20 protein-coding genes, 2 tRNA genes and 1 other RNA gene are annotated in these 20,625 nt (G+C 45.8%); 19 read left to right on the forward strand and 4 right to left on the reverse strand.

Annotation, left to right across the window (positions count from 1 at the left end; translation table 11 throughout):
- Positions 1-75: 75 nt before the first annotated feature.
- Positions 76-831, reverse strand: coding sequence for a HEAT repeat domain-containing protein (locus Q7P68_RS03070; protein WP_304222649.1), 756 nt, complete (start codon positions 829-831; stop codon positions 76-78).
- 18 nt (positions 832-849) lie between these two features.
- Positions 850-1,458, reverse strand: coding sequence for a hypothetical protein (locus tag Q7P68_RS03075; protein WP_304222651.1), 609 nt, complete (start codon positions 1,456-1,458; stop codon positions 850-852).
- Positions 1,459-1,566: 108 nt separating this feature from the next.
- Between Q7P68_RS03075 and coaD the strand changes: the two genes are divergently transcribed.
- The 4 genes from coaD to rnc all read left to right on the forward strand — a co-directional run bounded on the left by coaD (position 1,567) and on the right by rnc (position 3,358).
- A complete protein-coding gene (coaD, locus tag Q7P68_RS03080) occupies positions 1,567-2,055 on the forward strand; it encodes a pantetheine-phosphate adenylyltransferase (protein ID WP_304222653.1) in 489 nt (162 codons plus the stop codon).
- A 93-nt stretch (positions 2,056-2,148) separates the two neighbouring features.
- The gene (rpmF, locus tag Q7P68_RS03085) at positions 2,149-2,337 is read left to right on the forward strand and encodes a 50S ribosomal protein L32 (protein ID WP_013968862.1); all 189 of its coding nucleotides are present in this window, start codon (positions 2,149-2,151) and stop codon (positions 2,335-2,337) included.
- A gap of 21 nt (positions 2,338-2,358) precedes the next feature.
- Positions 2,359-2,595, forward strand: coding sequence for an acyl carrier protein (gene acpP, locus Q7P68_RS03090; RefSeq protein WP_013968861.1), 237 nt, complete (start codon positions 2,359-2,361; stop codon positions 2,593-2,595).
- 4 nt (positions 2,596-2,599) lie between these two features.
- On the forward strand, positions 2,600-3,358 hold the full coding sequence (gene rnc, locus Q7P68_RS03095) for a ribonuclease III (protein ID WP_304222659.1): 759 nt from the start codon (positions 2,600-2,602) through the stop codon (positions 3,356-3,358).
- A 30-nt stretch (positions 3,359-3,388) separates the two neighbouring features.
- On the opposite strand, the gene Q7P68_RS03100 is transcribed toward rnc, so the two are convergent.
- On the reverse strand, positions 3,389-4,741 hold the full coding sequence (locus Q7P68_RS03100) for a CCA tRNA nucleotidyltransferase (protein ID WP_304222664.1): 1,353 nt from the start codon (positions 4,739-4,741) through the stop codon (positions 3,389-3,391).
- Positions 4,742-4,803: 62 nt separating this feature from the next.
- Here Q7P68_RS03100 and Q7P68_RS03105 point away from each other — a divergent pair, with 62 nt between their 5' ends.
- Positions 4,804-5,451 carry a thiamine diphosphokinase gene (locus Q7P68_RS03105; protein ID WP_304222666.1) on the forward strand — a complete coding sequence of 216 codons (648 nt, stop codon included), beginning with the start codon at positions 4,804-4,806 and terminating at the stop codon, positions 5,449-5,451.
- Here Q7P68_RS03105 and Q7P68_RS03110 read toward each other — a convergent pair.
- Positions 5,437-6,069 carry an HIT family protein gene (locus tag Q7P68_RS03110; RefSeq protein WP_304222671.1) on the reverse strand — a complete coding sequence of 211 codons (633 nt, stop codon included), beginning with the start codon at positions 6,067-6,069 and terminating at the stop codon, positions 5,437-5,439. The two genes, Q7P68_RS03105 and Q7P68_RS03110, sit on opposite strands and share 15 nt — an antisense overlap.
- 243 nt (positions 6,070-6,312) lie before the next feature.
- Between Q7P68_RS03110 and aroH the strand changes: the two genes are divergently transcribed.
- From aroH to Q7P68_RS03180, 14 genes are all read left to right on the forward strand, one after another.
- Positions 6,313-6,687, forward strand: a complete 375-nt coding sequence (gene aroH, locus Q7P68_RS03115; protein ID WP_486187662.1) for a chorismate mutase — start codon at positions 6,313-6,315, stop codon at positions 6,685-6,687.
- Between the two features lie 70 nt (positions 6,688-6,757).
- A tRNA-Thr gene (locus tag Q7P68_RS03120) sits at positions 6,758-6,831 on the forward strand.
- Between the two features lie 44 nt (positions 6,832-6,875).
- A tRNA-Tyr gene (locus Q7P68_RS03125) sits at positions 6,876-6,957 on the forward strand.
- Between the two features lie 79 nt (positions 6,958-7,036).
- Entirely contained in the window at positions 7,037-7,483 is a 447-nt protein-coding gene (locus Q7P68_RS03130) for a YkgJ family cysteine cluster protein (protein WP_304222673.1), read from the forward strand.
- Positions 7,483-8,421 (forward strand): MBL fold metallo-hydrolase, encoded by a 939-nt coding sequence (locus Q7P68_RS03135; protein WP_304222675.1) that lies wholly within the window; start codon positions 7,483-7,485, stop codon positions 8,419-8,421. The genes Q7P68_RS03130 and Q7P68_RS03135 overlap by 1 nt, the downstream gene beginning before the upstream one ends.
- Positions 8,422-8,423: 2 nt before the next feature.
- Positions 8,424-8,606, forward strand: a complete 183-nt coding sequence (locus Q7P68_RS03140; protein WP_304222677.1) for a hypothetical protein — start codon at positions 8,424-8,426, stop codon at positions 8,604-8,606.
- A 1-nt stretch (position 8,607) separates the two neighbouring features.
- Positions 8,608-12,498 (forward strand): FlgD immunoglobulin-like domain containing protein, encoded by a 3,891-nt coding sequence (locus tag Q7P68_RS03145; protein ID WP_304222681.1) that lies wholly within the window; start codon positions 8,608-8,610, stop codon positions 12,496-12,498.
- Positions 12,499-12,500: 2 nt separating this feature from the next.
- A complete protein-coding gene (gene mltG, locus Q7P68_RS03150; protein WP_304222682.1) occupies positions 12,501-13,583 on the forward strand; it encodes an endolytic transglycosylase MltG in 1,083 nt (360 codons plus the stop codon).
- Entirely contained in the window at positions 13,580-15,421 is a 1,842-nt protein-coding gene (dnaG, locus tag Q7P68_RS03155; RefSeq protein WP_304222683.1) for a DNA primase, read from the forward strand. The genes mltG and dnaG overlap by 4 nt, the downstream gene beginning before the upstream one ends.
- Positions 15,418-17,154 carry an RNA polymerase sigma factor RpoD gene (gene rpoD / locus Q7P68_RS03160; RefSeq protein ID WP_304222685.1) on the forward strand — a complete coding sequence of 579 codons (1,737 nt, stop codon included), beginning with the start codon at positions 15,418-15,420 and terminating at the stop codon, positions 17,152-17,154. The genes dnaG and rpoD overlap by 4 nt, the downstream gene beginning before the upstream one ends.
- 149 nt (positions 17,155-17,303) lie before the next feature.
- The gene (locus Q7P68_RS03165) at positions 17,304-18,155 is read left to right on the forward strand and encodes a zinc ribbon domain-containing protein (RefSeq protein WP_304222688.1); all 852 of its coding nucleotides are present in this window, start codon (positions 17,304-17,306) and stop codon (positions 18,153-18,155) included.
- Between the two features lie 11 nt (positions 18,156-18,166).
- An RNA gene (rnpB, locus tag Q7P68_RS03170) (RNase P RNA component class A) lies at positions 18,167-18,583 on the forward strand.
- A gap of 359 nt (positions 18,584-18,942) precedes the next feature.
- A complete protein-coding gene (locus Q7P68_RS03175) occupies positions 18,943-19,563 on the forward strand; it encodes a tetratricopeptide repeat protein (protein WP_304222690.1) in 621 nt (206 codons plus the stop codon).
- A gap of 13 nt (positions 19,564-19,576) precedes the next feature.
- Complete coding sequence (locus tag Q7P68_RS03180) at positions 19,577-20,620, forward strand: rod shape-determining protein (protein ID WP_304222692.1); 1,044 nt, start codon at positions 19,577-19,579, stop codon at positions 20,618-20,620.
- Positions 20,621-20,625 lie beyond the last annotated feature (5 nt).

Here is a 20,625-nt window from a genome sequence, read left to right on the forward strand (position 1 = left end):
CCCCATCTAAGCCTTTTGAAATTGGCCGTGTGGTTGTTAAGTTGCAGCCGCACGGAATCGCAACTTTAAAAGCAACTATTTCTGGCCTGAAGTTTGACCGGAAGCCTTATTATTCTGCTGGGCTGTATATTTGCGCAACGTGTTCAGGGTCTCCCGGGCACGGGTCTGGACGGGACGGATATAATTTCCCTCGGCAATTCTTATAATAGTGCGAATTGCGGAAGGATCCTTGATTCCCCCATTCTTTTCGGCGATTTTTTCATAGGTTTCCAGGGCAGAGAGGGCCAGAATGTTATCAGGATTCAAAATGTCAAAACGGGTAACAATCCAAGAAACGGCGGTGGTGACTTCATCATTGTCATTAATCGCTATTTTCCCAAGGGATTTGATAGCCTCAGTCAATACCATAGGTTCAGGATCGCTCAACACAACTTTTACGAGAATATCTTTAGCTTCCTTCGTGCCCAGTTCTCCGAGATACTGAGCCGCCTTGGCCCGGACATCGGGATAGTTATTAACAAGCCTTCCAACACCGCCTTCTCTGGCTTGGTATACAATACCTTCCAAAGCAAGAAATTCAAGGGTTTTTTGAATTTCCGGATTGACCCGTCCGCCCTTAATAGCATCGCCGATATATTCCAGGGCTACTAATTTCATATCCCTGCTGTCGGCTCTAGCCTGTTCACGGATAACCATCTGTTCCACCGATTCCTGCAGATAGGATTCCTCTACAGAAAGCTCATTGCCCTTGTTTGCGGTCTGCGCAAACAAAGCGGTAGAAACGAGAAAACTTGCTATAAGCAATACGCCAAATCGATACTGTGCACCCATTATTTCCTCCTCGGAAGCTTAGTTTACAATATTCCAATTCCCCGCTGTTTTTTCAAGTTCATACAGCCTGAGACGTTGTCCCTTATTGGTTATAGTATACGCCTTAACCCTGTTTTGGCCAATAAATTCAATATCGTCCACCCGGTCATTTGCACGGGATGGAACGACTACATATAAGAAATAATCTTTAACACTATTTAAAACAATTTTTTGGTTTTTTAACCGCGTTGATTCGGATGTTTTTTTAAGGAATTCAGGATCGCTCAGTTCTGCAAGATAGCCAGGGCTGAGGTACTGTACCCAGGCATCATAGTTTTTATCCCTTATAATCTGGTTCAATTTTTCTATTAAGGTCTGAACCTCGGTTTTCGTGCTATCAAAGACTTCCTTCGTTATGGTTGAAGGATCAAAAACATCTATTTGTACTATGGGCTCAATCTTCTGATCCTGACCGGCATCTGGGTTTACTACAACCTCGTTTGTCAGAGGTTCAGTTGCTGTACTTTCTGGATGATTCTCAGCATCCGTAGATTTTACAGGAGCAGTTGTCTGAGAAACACAGGAAACAAAAAGTAGCGCAATAAAGGAACAAAGGTGCATGACCATGGATCTCTTTGTAAATATCATAGCCTATATTTTATCTGACCGGGGCTGGATCGTCAAACCATATTCATAAAATCTTGGTCTGTATTGCCCCTTGACGGAGCTTGGTAGCTTCCGTATGCTCTTTTTATTATGTTACGAGCTGTTTTTCCGGGATCCTTTGATCCGCCAACCTTTGGACATCTTAATATTATTGAACGGGCCGTCGGTATTTTTGATGAACTTCATATCATTGTGGCGGTTAATCGGGAAAAGAAATCTCTTTTTTCACCGGAAGAGCGTGTTTCCATGATGAAAAACCTTGTTTCTCACTGGTCCAACGTTCGTGTCGATATGTGGGATTCTCTGATCGTCAATTATCTCAGCAAAGAACAGATTCGGGTCTTGATTAGAGGTGTAAGGGGCGTTGCTGACTTTAGCTATGAGTTTGATCTTTCCATGATGAATAAGGGGCTTAACCCGTCTATCGAAACTATTTTTATGACCACCGATCCTAAATATTTTGTGCTTCGTTCTTCTGCCATTAAAGAACTTGCATCTTTTGGCGGAGATATTTCTTCCATGGTCCCTCCCATAGTTGCAGAAGCTTTGAAAAAAAAGTATGATAGAGCCTCTTTTTAACACTATCCGGCATTTTGATCTTGACAATCTACGACATTTTGTTTAGATTGTGTCAGACTCTACCGGTACTACGACTTAAGTGAGGTTTTTGATATGGCAGTTCCTAAGTTTAAGACGTCCAAAGCTCGGACCCGGCGTCGGCAATCCATCAATATGAAGCTTGTCGCGCCCACACTCGTTGAGTGCAGTACCTGCGGAAACCGCGTTCTTCCCCATCGGGTATGCCCGAAGTGCGGATTCTACCGCGGCAAGCAGGTAATCGTACCCGAGTCCAAAGCCTAATAGGATAAGGAGATTATCAAGATGGATGAATTATTCGAGAAAATGAAAAAGCTGATCGCCGAGAAGCTGGAGATTGATGAGGGTAAAATTACCCTTGATGCTTCTTTCCGACAGGATCTGGGTGCAGACAGTCTGGATACCTATGAGCTGGTTTACGCTATCGAAGAGGAAATGGGCATCTCCATTCCCGATGAAAAGGCTAACGAGTTCGAAACTGTCCGGGACGCATACGAGTTCATTAAATCCCAGCAAAAGTAAGACCGTGAAGGATCGCATATTACAGGCGGTCCCCGCTGGGTCGGTCAACATCAACAGTGCCCGGAAACAGGCCCTGCTTGATTTTCAGAAGGCCGCAAGCATAAGGTTCAGAAGTCTTGAACTTCTGAACCTTTCTTTCATTCACCGCTCTGCTTCTAACGAGTTTCCTCAAAAAATTAATAATGAACGTCTCGAATTCCTCGGGGATGCCATACTGGGCGCCTGTACCGCCACGTTGTTATACGAACAGTTATCAGAGCAGCCAGAGGGGGAACTAGCAAAAATTAAATCCGTCGTTGTATCAGAGGATACCTTGGCGGGTATTGCCCGGGAACTCCAGATTGATGGACTGCTGATCCTGGGCAAGGGGGAAGAAATGTCCGGCGGCAGGACTAAAAAGGCAATCCTCGCCGATGCCCTAGAAGCCCTCATCGGAGCCTATTATCTGGATTCGGGGTACAAAACCGTCTTTGATTTCATCAGTCCCTATATTTTAGAAGAAATCGAACGGGTTGTGGCTAATCAGCACCACCGGGACTATAAAACCCTGCTCCAGGAAACGAGCCAGCACCTGTTCAGAACCTATCCAACCTACACACTGCTCAAACGGACAGGCCCTGATCATGAACGGATGTTTTGGGTCGAAGTCAGCGTCAACGGCAATACCTACGGACCGGGAATCGGGAAAAACAAAAAAGAAGCTGAACAGGCAGCTGCCCGGCTTGCCTATGAGTCAATTTCCCAATCTGTGCAGCCAAAATAAACATAAATTGGCCGACTTTTGAAGTTGGTTTTACTGCTTCAGTTTTTCATACAGATTTCTGGCAATGAGGGATAGTTTTTCCTTCCTGTTTTCTTCCGGATCATCCAGTACGGTTTCAAAAAGTTCTTTAAGGATTCTTCCCATAATTGGTCCCCGGGGAATTCCAAGCTGAGCGAGGTCTTCCCCATTTACCGCAAGATCCTTTATCGAAAGGGCCTTATTTTTAGCCAAGAGTGCCATAATCCTATCCCGTAAGGGCTGATTCAATGCTGCCGGAGGTTCCCGCCCCGTGGTGCCCCAGGTATCGGCCCTGCGGAGATCAAAAAGGTCATTCAGAAAAGACTCTCCGACCCGGACAACAAAACGCCGCACCGCCGCATCGGTCCACTGGTCATCGTAATGGAACATGTGGACCGCAATAAGATGGCAGACCTGATCCATAAGAGAATTCGGATATCTGAGACGGGTCATAATATCCCGGGCAAGCTGGGCAGACACTTCTTCATGCCGGTAAAAGGTCCAAATCCCGAGTTCATCTTTATCTCTCACCGCAGGCTTTCCAATATCATGAAACAGCGCCGCAAGCCGCACCGCCGGCTTATCTTTTGGTGCGTAATCGCAGGCGAGCAGCAGATGGTCCAGCACATCAAATTGATGAAATCCCTTTTGGTCTACGCCGCGGCAGGCTTGCAGTTCCGGAAACAACAGTGCAAGGAGCCCCGTGGTCTCCATCAATCTAAAAGCTATCGAAGGCTTTTCGGATGCTAGAATTTTGTCCACTTCGTCCCGGACCCGTTCCATGGCTACCTTTTCAGTAATGTGGATGGTAAGCGGTATCGCCTTAAGGGTTTCGCCTTCAATAGTAAACTTTAGTTGGGCTGCAAAACGCAGGGCCCGCAGAGGCCTAAGTCCATCCTCGGAAAATCGTTCTATGGGATTGCCGACACAGCGGATCACCCTGTCCTTTATATCCTTTTGTCCCCCAAAGGGATCTACCAGGCGTTGTTCCGGCAGTTCAAGGGCCAGTGCATTCATAGTAAAGTCCCGGCGAGACAGGTCTTCCTCGATGGAGCTGGCATAGCTTACCGTATCGGGCCGTCTGCCATCGGAATAGGAACCTTCGATTCTAAATGTGGTGGTTTCTATGGATAGGCACTTATACAGGATTGTGACGGTACCGTGCTTTATCCCCGTAGGAATAACCCGGCGGAACATGGCTTGAACCTCTTCCGGCCGTGCATCTGTTGCCAGATCCCAGTCTTTGGCGGGCTGCCCCCGAACCAGGTCTCTGACAGCACCTCCCACTAAGTATACTTCCTTCTGATGCTTTTTAAAAATCTCTGCCACCTCAAGCACCGAGGGGTGTATGCGGAACTTGCCCATATGGGCCCACTATAATACAATGGGCACGCACAGGAAAAGGGGAGCGGCAAGGGGGCTTTTTCATGGATCAACATTCACAAGCACTGATATTTATAGGCGGTTCCGGTCCCGATCCTGAAAAATATAAAAAACTTTTGGGTCCAAGTGATATGGTCATTGCCGCCGATTCTGGGCTGATTCGAGCCGAAGCCTTCGGATATAAGCCTGACTGGATTGTGGGGGATATGGATTCTCTTACGGATGTGTCGCGCCTTTATGCATATCCCCAGGACCGCATTATCCGGTATCCGCCGGACAAGGACTTTACAGACACGGAGCTTGCATTAAGCCTTGCCTGGGATAAGGGCTATATCACAACTACCCTTATAGGTGGAAGCGGCGGTCGAACCGATCATTTATTGGCTATCATTGCTCTTTTTGAACGAGAAAAAACACCAAGCCGTTGGTTTACCGATTCAGAGCTGGTTTTTCCCCTTGAACACAGCCTTGAACGGGATCTACCGCTTGATACAATGATTTCTCTTTTTCCTGTCGGACCGGGGCCCTGGGAAGCCGAAAGTGAGGGACTCAAATGGCCTCTGAATGGACTAAACTGGGAACGGGGAAATTTTGGCCTGAGCAACCGAACTTGTTACCCATCAGTTTCTATTAAGGTTCTGTCCGGACGCTTCCTTGTATTCATCCCCTTGGAAATTTTAGATCCCCTTTGATTCTGCTGCCAACTGCTCAAAGGCCTGTTTCAGCCGTTCCAGGCTGTCTAATGGATGCTCAACAAGTACCCGTTTACCGGCAAATAGTTCAGCAATCCCGATCTCCCGGGGGTAACGGGGAATGATATGGTAATGTAAATGTTCTATTGATGCACCGGCATTCAATCCCATGTTGCAGCCAATATTGTATGCCGATGGATGGTATTCCCGATCGAGCACCGAAAGGGACAGATTCAAGATGCGATGGAAGGCGAGCTGTTCATCAATATGTAATTCCCTGAGATCCGTACAATGACGATGGGGAAACAAGATAAGATGTCCCGGATTGTAAGGATAGAGGTTTAAAGATACTGAAAATCCATCACGATCAAAAACGGTTAGATCCTGAACAAGGTCGCTCCTATCCCGAATGAGGCACAAAATACAGCCCTCAGGCCGTTGACCCTTTAGATAGGCAATCTTTTCAAAATTAAAAAAATACTCCATGCTGATATCAGCATAATCGAGCCTTGTTAAGGATGCAAGCATGAAATTCAGAAGGGTAGAGCCAAAATCGCTGCTCAGCATTTTAATAAAACGGACAGTTATTCTTTTATTTCTTATGAATTGCGTGCTCATTTTTTTGTATGGTATAGGAAATTATCAGGGCTTTCTTGCAGAGACCCAATTGCTTTTACTTAACCTCCTGTTGAACAGCAGCTTATTGCTCACCCTTATTGGAATCGTTACCGTTTTTTATGTTTTAATAAAAGAATCAAAATCCCTTAGATCGGCCCTCATTTATGGTTTAATCGCATTTTTTGCCTGCCTACTTTCTTTGGTTGCTGCTTTTTTGATACAAGTTACCAAGGGGACAACATAGTGAAAGACAAATATGAAAAGCTTTTTGCCTTAAGAGGGGCTACCGGTTGCAGTAATACGGAACAGGATATTCAGGATAAGGTATATGAACTCTACGAAGCTCTGTTAGAACGGAATAACTTGAAAGAAGACCAGATTGTATCCATTCAATTTACCGTTACACCGGATTTAACCGCCCTTAACCCCGCAGCGGCACTGCGAAGATCTGGAAAGGCACAGGATTTGGCTCTTTTTGCAGCCGCTGAACCGATAATAGAGGGGATGCTGCCCCGCATTATACGTGTACTTATTCATTGTTATTTACCGATAGATCATAGGGTCCAGCATGTGTATATAAACGGAGCGGAGGTTTTAAGGCCTGACAGGGTGAGTTAAAAACAAAAAAAGATAAAAATTCATATTGACCAAAGCGATGGTTTTCTGTATAGTGCAAACCATCACAGACGCCATCTTAGCTCAGTTGGCTAGAGCGCGTGACTTGTAATCTCGAGGTCCCCGGTTCGATTCCGGGAGATGGCTGTAGAGCAAGCGGATGGCGCGTTGCATCTAAAAGGTATATTTAAGGGGAGATTCCCGAGCGGTCAAAGGGGGCAGACTGTAAATCTGTTGGCTCAGCCTTCGAAGGTTCGAATCCTTCTCTCCCCAACAACGGGGCTGTAAAATAACAAGCGTTATTTTACAGCCTTTTTTTATTTTTTCCCTTTCTTAAAGGAACAGTCTCATTATGGCAACAAAACCTTTTTATTCTGATGGACTTAAGTTTTCCTGTATACGCTGTTCAGCTTGCTGTCGTTTTGATCCGGGCTTTGTTTTTTTATCTGACTCGGATATAAACCGCCTGGCACAGGCGCTTCAGATGCATTACACTGATTTTATAGAAACCTACTGCCGATGGATTCCATCCGGAGGCGGCTATGAACAGCTATCCCTTAAAGAACGGTCTAATTACGACTGTATTTTCTGGAAAGATGGCTGTACCGTCTACGATGCCCGGCCGCTTCAGTGCAGGACGTATCCATTTTGGGCTTCTATTGTTTTACATAAAGAATCCTGGGCAGCAGTAAAAGCTGAATGTCCTGGCATTGACCAAGGCCAGTGGCACAGCAAAGAAGAAATTGCAGCGTTATTACAAATGAGGGAGAAGGATCCAATAGTCGTACGGAGGCGATAATGAAAATACGGTTTTGGGGGGTACGCGGTTCAGTACCCGCTCCCCAATCGCCAGCCCAAATTAAAAGTAAAATTTCCAGTATACTAGAACGGATTACTCCCGCAGACATAGAATCAGCTATTTCTCGAGAACGGTTTCTCGCAGATCTTCCGCAATGGCTTTTTGGTACCGTGGGAGGCAATACTCCCTGCATTCAGGTAGAATCGGATCAACAGTATCAATTTATACTTGACGCTGGCAGCGGCATTCGAGAATTGGGGCTTGCGTTATCAAAAGCGCGGAGGAAACCAAAGCAGCTGCATCTCTTTTTTTCTCATCTTCATTGGGATCATATTCAGGGACTGCCCTTTTTTGGACCCGCCTATGATCCTGGGGTAGAGCTGCATTTTTATTCTCCTCACACCACGATGGAAGAGGCTCTGAAACAACAAATGAGTACCCCATGTTTTCCCATAACCATGGAGGCTATGAACGCACAAAAACATTTTCATGTTTTAGACAGTCCGCTCCATATCGGTGATATGCACGTTTACTACAAAAAAATGAACCATCCCGGGTCTTCCTATTCATATATGTTTACCGACGGCAAAAAACGATTTATTTATGCTACTGATACGGAACTGTCGCCGAACGATTTTCAGCGTATTGATGAAAATGCAGCATTTTTTGGCGGCGCTGACGTCCTTGTCATAGATGCCCAATATACCCTTGGAGAAGCGATAGAAAAATATAACTGGGGCCACAGTGCTTTTTCACTTGCGGTTGACTTTGCTTCTAACTGGGGAATATCCAAGCTTGTGCTCTTTCATCATGATCCAGCCTATGATGATAAAAAGCTCTATGGCATCCTGCAATCAGCCCGTTGGTATACAGAACATTCGGCCATTAAGGGCCTTGAAGTGCTTCTCGCAACCGAAGGTATGGAAATTCAACTGTAATTATGAACAACAAAGAACCATCGATCGAACTGTCGTTATCGGAAATTTTAATTCTCTTTCCCCGGCTCAAGTCTCAAGAGGACCGGCTTTCCGAACCGGAACGGGATATCCTTTCTAAAATGGAAGCTCTGCTGTATGAGAATCTTTCCATTGATGAACTGGAATCCTTGTTGAAAAGGAAATGAAATGCATAAATCCCGGTATATTCTTATCAGCTCGCTGCTGATGTTTACAGTACTTTTATATTCTGAAGCCTTTCCCAGTTCCGCGGGGCTTTCCCTGCCCGGAACCTATATGGGGTGGACAGATCCTTCGCTGTTCCTTGACAGCACCGTAGCAGATGCTCGATTGCCTTTGATTAATCCCGCAGGAGCAGCATCTTTTGAATTGCCCCAATATACTTTCGCATTAGGAAGCATATTCCCCAAACATGCTTCATCCGAAATGGCCGCTGCTTTTGATGTGTCCCTATCGGCGCTGTACCCTTTACCCTTTGCTGTGCTATGGGGAGGTATCGAAGGCCTCTTTATTCCGAAACAAATCCCCGATATGAAAGACGATGGCGGGCTGAGTCTTGCTGTGGGTTTATCGAAAAGACTGGGAGAACATTTTTCTGCCAGTTTTGGTATTAGTTCTGTTTGGCCCCTCAATCCTGGCAACAATTGGACTCTCGGACTTGCTCTCGGGTTTCAGCAGTTTTTGCCTTCTTTGGGCGCCGGGGGCAGCATCTTTTATGGCTCTCTGGTAAACGGCGGCAATGGGCCTGAGCATTTTTATCCTTTTACCTTACTTGCAGGCTGGAAAACTATATTGCTCAAGTCTCCGGTAGATTTAGCCGTGGGGCTGCAAGTTGCCAGTCCCGCATTTAAGGACCTTCTTGTTCAGCCCGCCTTTTCAGCAAGCTTCGGCCGCCTTCTTTCACTGTCTGTGGGCTGGAACAGTTCACTGTTTTACGGAGATAAAAACTCGTGGTTCCCCACGATTTCACTAACCCTGACCAGCAACGGCAGCCTGAAGTTGCAGAATGTACATGTTATTCCCCGGTTAAAGGTCCAGCCTGTATGGTCCCAAGGGATCGGCGCGGAAACAGCGGTTACCCTGACCAAGGGAGAAAAGGATCGTCAAGGTCCTCAGATACAAATAACCGCAAAAGGGGGAGATGTTTATTCATCAAAAGTACAGCGGGCTATTGATTGGGAAATCAATATGGAAGACGATACGGACATTGCAACCTGGAACGCATCGATTGAAGATGAATCAAAATCTGTTCTGTTTACCCGATCAGAAACAAATCCAAAGCATGCAAGGTCACTTCGTTTTTCATTATCCGTACCGCTTGATTCATCATGGAAAGACGGCGCATATACAATGGTGTTAATCGCCCAAGATCGCTATGGAAATTCAAGCAAGGCGAGCTATCCCTTTACACTCGATTCAAATCCGCCGGCCGCATCAATCCGCATCGAAGCAAACGGCGGTTCTGGTTCGACAATTTTTAGTCCCAACGGAGATGGAGAAAGAGACCTCCTCTTTATATACCAACGGGGAACAAGAGAATCGCTGTGGACCGGTTCTCTTTTGAATGCCGCGGGAAATATAATTCGATCCTTTACATGGACTGAAATGGAAGCGCCGGATGTGGTCTGGGACGGCCGCGACGGCGAGGGCCGGCTTGTACCAGACGGAACCTATTTGTATCGACTCAGTTCTACCGATAAGGCGGGTAACAGCTTTTCTGTTATCTCAGAACCTATCATCGTGGATGCCCAACCCAGAAGGCTTGCAATAAGCCTTTCTTATAGCACCATGTCAACAGATCCAGCCGCTAGTGTGTCTGGAATTGCGGCTCGTTTTTCTGACTACCTATCCGCTGGTCTCTCTGGATGGACAATTCAGATAATAGATTCACAAGGACGGGTCTACCGATCTTGGCAAGGAAAAACGGCAAATCTTGACCAATTTCCAAACACGTTAACATTTAACGGTCTTACCGATCAGAAGGATGCAATTCCCGATGGAACCTATCGCTTTATGGTCATCATGGACTATACCAATGGTGATAGGGTACATCAGACTAGCGCCTTTTTTTCGGTAGTGTCACAAAAACCGTCTGGACATGTTCGTGCTTCCCAGAACATTGTATCCATTCAAAATCCTGAGGGGGTTCTGTTATTTCACGATCTGTCTCCCGATGCTGAATGGCAGGGAATCATAACCGATACCAACCAAAAGGTCATTAAACGTTTTCCGATAGGACGCATTACCGAACCGGTTATTCGCTGGCAGGGGGATACTGATACAGGAGCCTTTGCTGAGCCTGGGACCTATTTGTACCTTGCGGAAGGAATGAATGCGGTGGGCCTTGTAGGCCGCACTGTTCCGGTTCGGCTTACTGTGGATCCTTTGAAGCGGGGCACCTTAGTTCTCCAACCTAATGTAACGCTCTTTTCAGGGAGAACAGGGGACGGCCGAATTGTCATTACTCCCCGGTATCAAGATATAGGAACAATAACAGCCTTCGCGTTTTCTATTCGGAATGTACAAAGCCAGATTGTCGTAAAAGAAGAGAAGGGTACACTGCCAGGGATTTTTTTATGGGATGGACGGGATTCGCTCGGCATTCTTTGTCCAGATGGCACATATCAGGCGGAACTTACCCTGTATCTGGGAAACGGCTCTGTTCTAAGCGCAGCAAGCCTCCCTGTTACTCTGGATTCTACGCCACCGAAGGTTGCTGTTTCTGCCAAGGAAACTATTTTTTCGCCGAACGGCGATGGAAATCTCGATACAGTGACCTTTACTATTTCAGCGGAAGGATCTGCAACATGGACAGCTTCCATTGTTGATTTTGAAGGAAATACGGTACGACAATATGCCTGGAAAGAGGCCATACCTGCAACACTGGTATGGGATGGAAAAGATGGGGGCAATATGCTCGTACGGGACGGCTCATATCGTCTCTTTTTGGAAGGAACCGACCTGGCGGGCAACAAAAGCACCGCCATGTCAAATCCTGTGAGGCTCGATGCACGGACCCCTTCCGCCGCAATTACCAGTGACCTTCTTGCCTTCGCCCCCAATGGAGATGGGTTTGCTGATTCGGTGCAAATACGGCTCGTCACGGCCTTTTCTGATGGCATATCCCGACTTCAGGTAGCCGTGAAAGACCGGAACGGCGCTATTATACGCCGGTTCATTACTGGCTCTACGCTATCCCAAAGCAGCCAGTACCTGTGGGATGGAACAGCGGATAACGGCACCATAGCCCCTGACGGGGAATACATCCCCTGGGCAGAGGTCGAGTATCTTAAAGGGGATCTTATCACTGTTTCAGGAAAACCGATTCGGTTGGATAGAAGTGCACCCCAGGTGTCTATTACATTAGAGCCCCAGCCCTTTTCGCCCGACGATGATGGGGTCAATGATATTCTTAGCATAGCGATCACCGCAGTTGATGCAAGCGGCATAAATGGCTGGAAGCTGAGCATCGTGGATCCTGCGGGCAACATATTTACCAGTTTTTCTGGAAAAACCCTGCCTCCCGAACCGATCCGCTGGGATGGCTATAATCTGGATAATGAACTCATTGAAGCAGCCCAGGAATATTCGTATATTGTACAAGTACGGGATACCCTTGGTAACATGGCAACCGTAAAAGGCACACTGTCTACCGACGTATTTGTCATTAAAGATGGTGACCGGCTTAAAATAAGAATTTCTTCGATCGTATTTCCACCAAATTCTGCTAGTCTTTACGGTACCGATCAGGAAACTACCAGCCGGAACAAGGTTATTCTTGATCGTGTCGCAGCGGTCCTTAAAAAATATGCCTCCTACCGAATCCGAGTAGAAGGCCATGGAGTTAATCTGTCGGGGACCGAACGGGAAGAACGGACTGAACTAGAAGCCCTGTCACTGGCCAGAGCGAGGGCGGTATTGGATGCGCTCGTTGAACGTGGAATAGACCGAAGCAGGCTTGAAGCCCGCGGACTGGGTGGCCGTGAACCCCTGGTGCCCCATACCGATCAAGCCAATCGGTGGAAAAACAGAAGGGTTGAATTCATATTGATGAGGTAAGCATGCCAAAAATACTGCGTTTAATGTTTCGATTGCTCGCCTGGTTCGTAGGTGCCATACTTTTTATTATTATCGCCACACTTGGATTTTTTGCGTATATCAATTCTGCACCGGCCTGGTCCGCTTATAGGCCAGGTATTGAACGGGGAATTGAACAGCAGGAAGACGGCTCTCTCTTATTCGAAATATTCCAAGGCGAGTCGGCCTACAATGTAGGAAAACGGCTTGCCGCTGCAGGACTTATTCGTTCCCGTTTCGCATGGAACCTGGTGAGCCGCTTTTCCCGTGAGACGGTAAAAACCGGGTTTTATATTATCAACAAACCTGAAACAATGTTGGGGTACTATGATAAATTTACCCGCGGACAGCAATTGCAGATTCGAATTACCATACCCGAAGGGGTAACGCTCTCTAAAATCGCTCAACTATTAGAACGGAGCGGTATTTGCAAAAGCCAAGACTTTATGCTTGCTGCGGTAAACCGGGAATTACTTGCAAACTATCGTATCCCCGGTTCCTCATTCGAAGGATACCTTTTCCCCGACACATATCTCTTTCCTAAGGGCTTTAAACCGGAAAAGATAATAGCTCTTATGGTGGAAACTTTTTTTTCTAAACTTAAAGGAATTGAACCAAATGCAGCAGCTTTGGCCCCCAAGGATTTGCATGAGAAGGTTATCCTTGCTTCGATTATCGAACGGGAATACCGGCAGGATGATGAAGCTCCCCTTATGGCCAGCGTGTTTTATAACCGGCTTAAAATCGGTATGGCTCTGCAATCCTGCGCTACAGTTGAATACATCATTACCGAGATACAGGGGAAGCCCCACCCAGAAGTACTCTATTTTAAGGATATAGCCATACAAAACCCCTTTAACACCTATATCAGGCCCGGTCTTCCTCCAGGTCCAATTTCAAATCCCGGTATGGTAGCACTCCGAGCAACATTTTCCCCTGCACAGACAAATTTTCTCTATTTCCGCCTTATTGATCCCACCGAAGGCCGCCATCATTTTTCAAAAACTTTGGAGGAACACAAAAGCGCTGGTCTTATCTATGTAAAACGGAGTGCGGGTAGCAAATGAGCCGAATTGCTGAAGAAACCATTCAGGAAATACAAAACCATATTAATGCGGTTTCTATTATCGGCGAATATGTTCGTCTGGAAAAAAGAGGGGGCCGATACTGGGGCTTATGCCCATTCCATAATGAAAAGACTCCTTCCTTTACAGTGGATCCGGACAAAAACTTCTTTTATTGTTTTGGCTGTCACAAGGGCGGCGGAGTGATCTCTTTTGTTATGGAGCAGGAAAAGCTTTCCTATCCAGAAACACTGGAGCTATTGGCGAAAAAGCTCAATATATCGGTTAAATATGATTCTTCAGGCGAAGATCCTGCATTAGCACAGCGCAACAGGCAGCTTGAAGATATCGCAGAACTCTACCGCAGGGTCGCGATAAGCTTTCATCATATTCTTACCGCTACCGAGAAAGGTAAGCAGGCTTTGCAATATGTCCATAACCGGGGCATTTCGGATGAGATGATCAACCAGTTCCGGCTTGGCTATGCTCCCCCTGATAGGCAGTGGCTTTTCCAGTTTTTAATGAAAAAAGGATACTCAGAAGAATTTCTTAAAAAAAGCGGTCTTTTTTCCTCACGGTACAATGAGCAATCAGCCTTTTTTGCGGACCGTCTCATGTTTCCCATTTCCGACAAAAAAGGAAGAACCGTTGCATTTGGAGGGCGGCTTTTGCATGGTGAAGGGCCCAAGTACCTCAATTCCGCAGAATCAGAGCTTTATAAAAAGCGGGAAAATCTTTATGCCATCGATATAGCTCTGCCTAAGATCCGGCAATCGGAAGAAGTGCATATCTGTGAAGGCTATATGGATGTCATTGCCCTGCATCAGGCCGGCATTGGAACCGCAGTAGCCCCCTTGGGGACCGCCTTTACCGATGAACAGGCCCGTCTTTTGCGGCAGTGGGTTAAAACAGTGTATCTCGTATTTGACAACGATTCAGCGGGGCAATCTGCTACTATAAAAGGAATCCTTACCTGTCGTCGCAATGGCCTTGTATGTAAGGTTGTATCCATGGGAAAAACGGGAGAAAATGGCACTATTTTCAAGGATCCTGCAGATATTTTAAAAGAAGATGGCCCAGAGGCGTTGCAAAATTATGTAAAATGTTTTATAAATGATTTCGATTATCTTGTGGATCAAGCACGAGCCCTATTCGATACTACTCATACAGAAGGCCTTGCCCAAGCAGTGGCCTTCTTTTTTCCGTATCTAGAAACTTTGGATTCCGAAGTTGCTCGAGACGGATGTATTGGGTCTGTAGCGGATGTATTTGGAATCGACCGTTCGGCGATTCTACGGGACTTTGCCAAGTATTCAAAAGAATATCATGGAGCTCAATCTTATAATAGGGAAGACATAAAGCAAGGGAAATCTGAACAGGCTCGCAGCTATGCTCCGATCCGAATGAACGATGAATTGTTTTTGCTGCTGACGATAATATCAAACCGCAGCCTCTATCCACGGCTGCGTGCATCCTTGTCTATAGAGGAGGTTGAAGATTCACGGGCAAAAGAGCTTTTTATTGCCCTGGAAGAGTGTTATAGAAAGGATATACAAGATATTGATGGTCTCTTGTCCCATATACAGGATGAGGCCCTTCGGTCGTTTGTCCTTGAAAAGGCTTCATCTGAAGCGTTTTCTCAAAAAAGCGAACAGCTTGTTTCTGATGGCATTAAAAGAATTCGTATAAAACGCCTTGAGCGGCGCCGGGCGGAGATTATACTTAAGCTCAGGACCGCACGGACAGGGGGTCTCCATTCAGAACAAAAAATGGAAGAGCTTTTGTCCGAAAAAGTTCACATAGATGCCGAATTAGTTCGGCTTAAGGAAGAGCAGGAATGACGGAATTGCAGCTTGACCCCGCAGTTGCGAAGCTGATCGAATACGCTAAAGAAAAAAAAAGCCTCTCCTACGATGAACTTTCCGATTTTTTACCGGAACATATCGTCAATTCCGAAAAAATCGAAGAAGTTCTGGCATTGTTAGAAGAAAACAATGTACAGCTCATCGAAGAAGAAAATCTTTCAGAAGAAGAGGAAGTCGAAGAACACAAGGAACCGGAGACGGAGAAAAAGAGGCTCGTCTATAGCGATAAAGAGTCCTCTGTTGACGATCCTATTCGCTTGTATCTTCGGGAAATTGGAAAGGAAAGCCTCCTGACCGCAGAGCAGGAAGTGGAACTTTCAAAACAGATGGAAGAAGGGGAAAATATCATTAAACGGGTAGTCAAAAAATCCGGCATGATAATTCCCGAATATTACGCTATAGCCCAGCGGGCCTTTTCAAAAAAAGATCCGCGGGAAATGAATTTGTCTAAAAAAGAAATTACCGAATATATGGCCGAACGGCGCCGGCTCAACCAGTACTATCGGGAAACACTTAAACTTATCGGCCCTGATTTAAAACAGTACATGGACATTAAGCGTCATATTCTGGCCCGGGGCGGTGATATTTTTGAAAACCCTGAGCTCACCGAATTACGGAGCAAAATTATGCCCGTACTTGCGGAAGCGGAAATTCACCCTGAAGAAATCAGTGGTTTTTCAGAAAAATTCGTCCAGGCCGCAAAAAAAATTAAAAAATATAGAAAAGAGCAGGAACGAATAGAAAAACGGCTCAGGGTTGGTTCCGTAAAAGAATTGCGGTCCCTGGGACGGGGTCTTACTATTAAAGAAGAACGGGAGCGAATCGAAGAAGAACTGGGGCTTCCCTCCGATGAAATAAAAGAACTGATACGACACATACAGGTAACCGAGAAAAAGCTTCATCAATTAGAAGCCGAATTCGAAGAACCGATTGAAAACATTAATAAAATGGCCAAGGAAATAAACCGGGGCCGGGTTATGATGAAGAGCGCTAAGGATCGCCTCATAAAGGCCAACCTCAGGCTCGTAGTTTCTATTGCTAAAAAATATACCAACCGAGGGCTTCACTTCTTTGATCTCGTTCAAGAAGGAAATATCGGTCTTATTAAGGCGGTAGAAAAATTTGAATACCGAAAGGGATACAAATTCTCAACCTATGCAACCTGGTGGATCCGGCAGGCTATTACCCGATCCATTTCTGACCAGGCCCGAACTATCCGCGTTCCAGTCCATATGATCGAACAGATAAATAAGGTGGTGCGCGAATCCCGCCAGCTTATGCAGGTCCTGGGCCGTGAACCGACCGATGAAGAGATCGCAGAACGGCTTGGGTGGACAGCGCAACGGGTAAAATCGGTTAAAAATGTTGCTCGTGAACCTATATCTCTTGAAACCCCCATTGGTGAGGAAGAAGATTCACTTCTGGGAGATTTTATCGAAGACAAGGATGTGGAAAATCCAGCAAATCAAACCGCGTTTACCCTGTTGCAAGAACAGCTGCGCACCGTATTGCAAACTCTGCCTCCGCGGGAACAGGAAGTATTAAAGATGCGGTTTGGCCTCGACGATGGATATTCTCTCACTTTGGAAGAAGTGGGGTTATATTTTAATGTTACACGGGAACGAATCAGACAGATAGAAGCAAAAGCATTGCGGAGACTCCGACATCCAAAGAGAAGCCGCAGGCTAAAAGATTATCTGGACCACTGAGCCAATTTCAAAAGTCGGTCATTTTTGAAATTGGCTTTGCGATTGCTTGCGTTTGCGTTGCAACCGCGGCGCTTAATCGCAGATTTCAAGGTAGCTCTTTCAAAACTCCCTGAGTTTTGAAAGAGCTACCATTAATAGAGGGGAAAAGCATGGTAATGGATGAAGTATTTGATAAGCTGCGGACACTGCAGGATATTCTTTCGCAAAAAATCGAACTGGAACAGGCTATCCAGGAAATCCCTAAGATTTTGACCACTCAAGAAGATGTTCTGTCCCGGCTTAAGAAATCGTTTATTGAGAAGAACCAGGAATATGATCGGGTAAAAGCTAATGTTGCGCAATTTAAGACTCTTTTGGCCGAGGCAGAGGCAAGCAGGGAACGGGCAGAGCGCAACATGGATACCATAACAACCCAGAGGGAGTATGAAGCGCTTGATAAAGAAATAAAGGATGCGACTGAAAAGGAACAGCAGTACCGGAAGGATCTGCAGCGGGAAGAAAAAAATCTTTCAGTATTAGCTGAGGAACTTCAGTCCGATGCATCCATGATAGAAGCAGCAGAAAAAGAACTGGCGGAACGCAGAGCAGGGATCGAGTCTGAAATTGCTGAAAAGAAAGCCCAAATCGAAGCCCTTGTTCAGGAAGAGCAGAACCTTACCCCCGGCCTTGATCCTGAAGTGTTTTTCAAATTTGAACGAATTATCCGTAACAAAATGGGCCTCGGCATTGTTCCCATAAAGGGCGGGGTCTGCAACGGATGTCATATGATATTGCCAGCCCAGTTTGCAAACCAGGTTCGAATGGGAGAGGAAATTGTCTTCTGTCCTTATTGCTCGCGAATTCTCTTCTATGAAGAATCTGAACAGGAAGAACAGGACTTCTTTAATGACGAAGATTCTGGCAGCCTTTCAGATCTGGATGATCTGGATATGGACGAAGAAGAGGAAGACGAAGAAGAGGAAGATGAAGAAGATAAAGTAGATATGGATTACGACGAATGATAAGTATTTTAACGATGGATCCGGTTGCCGCTTATGGCTAGGCTATTGAGCTCAGCCATAAGAGGAAAGTCCGGGCTCCGTAGGGCATAATGCCGGGTAACTCCCGGGCTTAGGAAAAACGCCTGTGCATTTTTTCTAAGACAGACAGTGCAACAGAAAGCAAACCGCTAAGCTGAAAAATCGTAAGATTTTTTAGTAAAGTAAGGGTGAAAGGGTGGGGTAAGAGCCCACCGCGCAGCTGGTAACAGTTGTGGCACGGCAAACCTCATTAGGAGCAAAGTTGAGCAGCGGAATGAAGGGCCCCTTCGCAACTCCGCGGGTAGACTGCGTTGACAGTATTGGCGACAATACTGCAAGATAGATGGCAACCTGCGGCTCCGTATTTCGGAACCGTTTGACAGAACCCGGCTTATGGATCCATCGTTTTTTTACGTTGACTTTTTATATAAAAAAGGGTTATATCTTAGCAATCATGTTTTCTCGCTCCCGATCTTCCTATGCTGTTAATATACTCAGAAAGAGAGCCATAAAACTTGTTGTGTTTTTGGCAGCAATCGTATTTGCAGGTGTATCGATTTTTTTATTTGTCCGTCATAACAGAATAGAGAAAGCATCGAGCAGAAGTCATTTGCTCTCATTATGGAATAATGGTCAATATGAACAGGTTTTCCAGGAAGCCAAAAGCGGATTACAAAAAAAGCCCCTTGATACTTTTATGCTTATCATTTATGGCTTTTCAGCTTTCCAGCTTGCAGAAGCACAGCCTGTACCTCAGGATGCACAGGTCTTGTATGATGAGTCTATAGCAGCCTTACGAAAGGCCATGCTCTACGATGGGGCTAACAAAGATGGCCGAATTCCCTATGTTTTAGGCAAAGCATACTTCAGAAGTGGGCCCTCTTTCGCAGATTCTGCAATTATATATCTAGAAAAGGCAAAAAAACTTGGTTACTCTGCACCTGATTTGAATGAGTTTCTCGGCCTTGCATACGCATCTGTAAAAGATTATCGGAATAGTGTTGCAGCCTTTACCCAGGCTTTGCAGCCTGACCAAGAACCATCAGATCTCTTATTACTAGCAATAGCAAAATCTTATTTAGGTCTTGAGGAAAATGATACCGCAAGAGCTTATTTGTATCAGTGTATTGAAAAAACAAAAGATGTTGAACTGAGAGCCCAAGCTCGCATTTTTTTGGCTAAACTTTTTGTATCAGAAGGGAAAAATCAAGAAGCAATGGAACAATACCTTGCAATTGTTGCCGAAAATGATCAAAATGCAGAAGCCCATTATCAGTTAGGCGAGCTTTATGCAAATGCGGGAGACAGTATAAAAGCACGCTCAGAATGGCGTAAGACGCTCAAAATAGATCCAAACCACGGGCCGGCTCGGACTCGGCTCAGTATATAACCGGAGGATATTTATGGCTCGCGGAAGTTTTTTTGATAATCTTTCCTCTGATATTGGAATAGATTTAGGAACCTGCAATACGCTTATTTATGTTCGGGGCAAGGGAATAGTAATTAATGAACCTTCGGTAGTCGCTGTTGAACGGGGCACTAAAAAAGTAGTTGCCGTTGGTTCGGACGCGAAACGCATGCTCTGGAAGACCCCCGGAGACATTATTGCGATACGGCCCTTGCGGGATGGAGTTATTGCTGATCTTGAAACCACGGAAAAAATGATCCGTTATTTTATTTCAAAGGTGCTTCCCCGGCATTGGTTTGTAAAGCCCCGTATGGTTATTGGTGTCCCTTCTTGTATCACTGAGGTAGAACGAAGAGCAGTTGAAGAAAGCGCATATAAAGCAGGCGCACGGGATGTCAAGGTTATCGAAGAAAGCCTTGCGGCCGCAATCGGTGCAGATATCCCTATTTTTGAGCCCGCAGGGCACATGGTTTGTGATATTGGCGGGGGTACTACTGAAATTTCTGTTATATCCCTCGGCGGTATGGTAGTTACCAATGCTATTCGTCTGGGTGGTGATGAGTTTGATGAAGCCATCATTAAACATGTTCGGAGTGTACATAACCTTATTATTGGCGAACAGACAGCAGAACGGTTGAAAATTGAAATCGGTAATGCTTCTCCGGATAAAACAATTGAAAAAGTAGAAATTAAGGGAACCGATGCTATCACGGGCTTACCCCGGCGACTCGAAATAGATTCTGTAGAGGTACGAGAGGCCTTAAAAGATCCGATCACCCAGATAATTGAAGAAATTAAGCGCACCCTAGGACAGACACCTCCAGAGCTTGCTGCGGATATTGTTGAGCGCGGTATCGTCATGACCGGAGGTGGTTCGTTACTTAAAGGCCTGCCAAAGCTTATTTCTAAAGAAACTGGTGTACCAGTCATCCTCGCAGAACGGCCTCTTGACTGTGTTGCTCTCGGCGCAGGAAAATATTTCGAATACGCCAAAGGCTTTGATAACACCAGAAGTATTTATGACAATCTGAACGGATAAAAGGC

The organism is Gracilinema caldarium (assembly GCF_029265695.1).
In the GTDB taxonomy this organism is placed as follows: domain Bacteria; phylum Spirochaetota; class Spirochaetia; order Treponematales; family Breznakiellaceae; genus Gracilinema; species Gracilinema caldarium_A.